The organism is Amycolatopsis sp. CA-126428 (genome assembly GCF_002904335.1).
Lineage (GTDB): Bacteria > Actinomycetota > Actinomycetes > Mycobacteriales > Pseudonocardiaceae > Amycolatopsis.
This window is the reverse complement of the sequence record NZ_PPHF01000113.1, coordinates 1-3,684: the sequence shown is the minus strand read 5'-3', so window position 1 is coordinate 3,684 and position 3,684 is coordinate 1. Positions and strand designations below refer to the sequence as shown.

3 protein-coding genes are annotated in these 3,684 nt (G+C 70.4%); 2 read left to right on the top strand and 1 reads right to left on the bottom strand.

Annotated elements, in window-relative coordinates:
- Nucleotides 1-105: 105 nt before the first annotated feature.
- Nucleotides 106-1,812 (bottom strand): TIGR03086 family metal-binding protein, encoded by a 1,707-nt coding sequence (locus tag C2L58_RS27630; RefSeq protein WP_103340612.1) that lies wholly within the window; start codon nt 1,810-1,812, stop codon nt 106-108.
- Nucleotides 1,813-1,898: 86 nt separating this feature from the next.
- Here C2L58_RS27630 and C2L58_RS27625 point away from each other — a divergent pair, with 86 nt between their 5' ends.
- Together C2L58_RS27625 and C2L58_RS27620 are read left to right on the top strand one after the other, a co-directional pair.
- Nucleotides 1,899-2,540: a TetR/AcrR family transcriptional regulator gene (locus C2L58_RS27625; RefSeq protein WP_103340611.1), complete on the top strand. Its 642-nt coding sequence runs from the start codon at nt 1,899-1,901 to the stop codon at nt 2,538-2,540.
- A 175-nt stretch (nt 2,541-2,715) separates the two neighbouring features.
- Nucleotides 2,716-3,543 (top strand): DUF11 domain-containing protein, encoded by an 828-nt coding sequence (locus C2L58_RS27620; RefSeq protein WP_103340610.1) that lies wholly within the window; start codon nt 2,716-2,718, stop codon nt 3,541-3,543.
- Nucleotides 3,544-3,684 lie beyond the last annotated feature (141 nt).

Below are 3,684 nucleotides of genomic sequence, written 5' to 3'. Positions count from 1 at the left end.
AACGGCACCCACTACCGCCACCCCGAACCCACTCCCGTCCCCGCCGCGGCTTGACAACCACATAGGGACACCCCCCGGACCCCGAGGGCCCGGGGGCCCGGCGCTTCAGGCGGTCCACCCCGGGTTGCGGCCCAGGTACCGGAGCAGTGTCGCGACCGCGTCGTCGTCGGCTTTGCCCTCCAGGGCCGGGGCGTAGGCGAAGCCGCGCAGGGGCTCGGCCAGCTGGTGGGCTATCGGGAGCAGCTGCTCGGCCAGCTCCGGTGTCAGCGGGGACTGCTGGCCCGCCGCCCGGGTGATGTCCCATGCGTGGACCGCCGCGTCCAATGCCGCTGCTCCTACCGCCACCGGGGCCGGGAACGCTCCCTGGGGCAACGGTGTCGGGACCGAAGGGGCGTCCTGGGCCACCGTGGCGAATGCCGCCGCCGAGGCTGACAAGGTTGGCTCCAGGTACTCCGCCGCCGGGATCGGGAGCTCTCCCGACGGGGCGAACGGGTTGAAGTCCGGGCCGCCCGAACCCGTGATTGCTGCCGCGTAGCCCAGCTGGTCGCCTGCTGCGTGCTGGAGGACCTGGGTCACGTTCCACTCCGCGCACGGCGTTCGGGCCGACCAGTCCGTCACGCCCGCGATGGCCGACCGCAGGGCTTCGTGGGCTGCCTCCAGGACCGGCCAGGACGAGCCGCTGCTCAAGCCCGCGAAGAACTGGCGGATGTCGGTCACCAGGACCTCCGTGGCCTCGTGGGCCGCGTAGTGGCCGGCCGCGTCGCGGGGGCCGCCGGAGCTGGCCGTGACGTCGTAGCTGTTCCAGCTGACGATGTTCGCGTGGTCGCGCTCGGCGAACCGGCGGATCGACTGGAAGTCGCCCGCGAACATCGCCAGGGCCGTCGGGACCGTCGTCGGGCCCTCCGGGTGTGACGTCGTGTGTGCGTCCTCGTAGTAGAAGCGGATCGACGAGCCGCCGGTGCGGGTCAGCCAGTACAGCGCCACGTTCGCCAGGATGAACTCCGGGTCCAGGTGCTCGCCGAACAGCTGCGCGTTCCACGCCAGCAGGCCCAGCGGCGAGTCCGCGAGCGCGAACGCCAGCGTGTGCGGCTGCTGGCTGTGCAGCGTGTTGAAGGAGAACATGTTCTCGTAGAACCACTGCAGGTGCGCCAGCGCGGCCTGGTCGGCTTCGCTCAGGTCCGCCATCTCCGCCGGGTCGCCGGAGGGGAACGAGAACAGCTGCGTGACGTGCACCCCGACGACCTTCTCCGGCGCGTTCCGGCCGATCTCCGGCGAAACCATCGACCCCGCGTCGTTGCCCACCGCGCCGTACTTCTCGTAACCCAGGCGGCTCATCAGCTCAGTCCACGCCGCCGCCGTGCGGTGCGTGCCCCAGCCCGCCGACCGGGTCGGGCCCGAGAAGCCGAAGCCCGGCAAGGACGGGATGACCAGGTGGAACGCCGGCTCGCCGGCCGACGCCGGCTCGGTCAGCGGGCCGATCACGTCGAGGTACTCCACGATCGAGCCCGGCCAGCCGTGCGTCAGCACCAGCGGTGTCGCGTCCGCCCGTGACGAGCGGACGTGCAGGAAGTGGATGGTCTCGCCGTCGATCTCCGTCACGAACTGCGGGTGTGCGTTGAGCCGCGCCTCGAACGCCCGCCAGTCGAACTTCTCCAGCCAGTACTCGGCCAGCGCGCGGACCCGCTCGTTCGTGACGCCGTACTCCGCCGGCAGGTCGTCCGGCCACAGCGCCCCGCGCAGGCGGTTCTGCAGGTCATCGAGGGCGGGCTGCGGGATCTCGACGCGGAACGGGCGGAGGGCGGGGACCGTCATGACTGGCTCCTTCGGAGAGGGAACGGAATGCTTCGTTCCGAACTGTAGCAGACCGGAATGATCCGTTCCAGTGGTAATCTCGGGTCATGCGCGAGACAGCCCCGCCCGAGACCGCCCTGCCCGGCCGCCGAGGCCAGGCCGCCCGCAACAACATCGTCATCCTCGACGCCGCCCGCCACGTCTTCCTGGGCGACCCGAAGGCGCCGATCTCCCAGGTCGCCGAGCGCGCCGGCGTCGGCATCAGCGCGCTCTACCGCCGGTACCCGAGCAAGGAAGCCCTGCTCTGCCGCATCTGCCACGACGGGCTCCTCATGTACATCGGCGAGGCCGAAGTCGCCGCCGAGGAACCGGACGGCTGGGCGGCGCTGACCGGCTTCCTCGCCCGGGTCGTCGAACTCGACGTGCACTCCTTGACCGTCCACCTCGCCGGCACGTTCACCCCGACCCCCGAGATGGGCCAGGACGCGCGGCGGGCGGGGGAGCTGACGAAGCACCTGGTCGAGCGGGCGCGCGAAACCGGGCGCCTGCGGCCGGACGCCGTCACCGAAGACATCGGCATGATCCTCGAGTGCTGCGCCGCCATCCGCGTCGACGACGAGGAGCGGACGTCGCAGCTGCGGCACCGGTACCTCGCGCTGCTCATCGAGGGGTTGTCGGCGAACGGCCCGGATCTGCCGGGTCCGCCGCCCCGGCCCGGTGAGATGAACGGCCGCTGGCGGCCCGCCTGACGGAGGTGCCGGGGCGCGTCCGGATGCGGTAACGAATCCCGGGAGCGCGACGACTGATCAGCGTCGGCGTCCGAAAAGACCTGTGCAAGATCTGTCAGAGCGGCATTCCCCGGACTGGAACAGCGAGATGACGACTATGCAAAGAACCTGGCGACGGACCACGATCCTGTCCTCGGTGGCCGCACTGGCCACGGCGTTCATCGCCATCGCCCCCGCTGCGCAGGCGGACACGCCCACCAGTTCCGTCGAAGTCAGTCCCACCACGGTGCTGCCGGGACAGACATTCACGATCACGCAAACCATTCACAACCCCACCGATTTCACGGTGACTTTCGCGAAGGGCGCCATTTACGGCACGCCGACCGCGATCACCGACGTCGTCGACGTCGTGTCCTGCACCAATACGACGGCGGTCGGCTGTTTCCGGGCCGGGAGCAGTTACCGTGCCGCGTTCGGTGACCTCGAGGCGGGCGGCACGAAGACCACGGTGTGGACCTTGCGCGTCAAGGACACCGCGGCGCCCGGGTCGTTCACGCTGCAGCACCAGTTCGTCGGCGACAACTACGCGTTCGACACCCTCGACGGCCCGGTGATCACCGTCGCCGACCCGGCCGCGCAGGCCGACGTCAAGGTCGCGCTGGGCGCCATCGGGCACGGCGGGCTGAACGCGCGCATCGACTACACGGTCACCGTGACGAACACCGGCTCGGCCACGGCGACCGGAACCCGGGTCGTGGCCACGTATCCGGCGGGCCTGTCGTTCGCCAGTGGCTCCGGGTGCGCCGCCGTCAGCGGCACCCGGACCGTGAACTGTGACGTCGCTTCGCTGGCCAGCGGCGCGTCGGCGACACCGAAGTTCTCGGTGAACGGCGGCCTGCTCGCGCTCGGTTCGTACACCACGACCGCGAAGCGGACGGCGAGCTCGCCGTCGGATCCCAACGCCGCCAACGACAGCGCGTCGAAGACGTGCTCGGCGCTCACCGGGCTCATCGTGACCTGCTGAGGGTTCGCGAGAGGTGAACCGGGCTCGTGTCCTCCGCCAGGGACCCGGGCCCGGTTTCGCGTTTCGACCGCCGGAGCTAGACGAGTAATGCGTAAGTCTGGGTGTTGACCGGAGATGGGCGAAGGGTGTTCAAGATCCGTT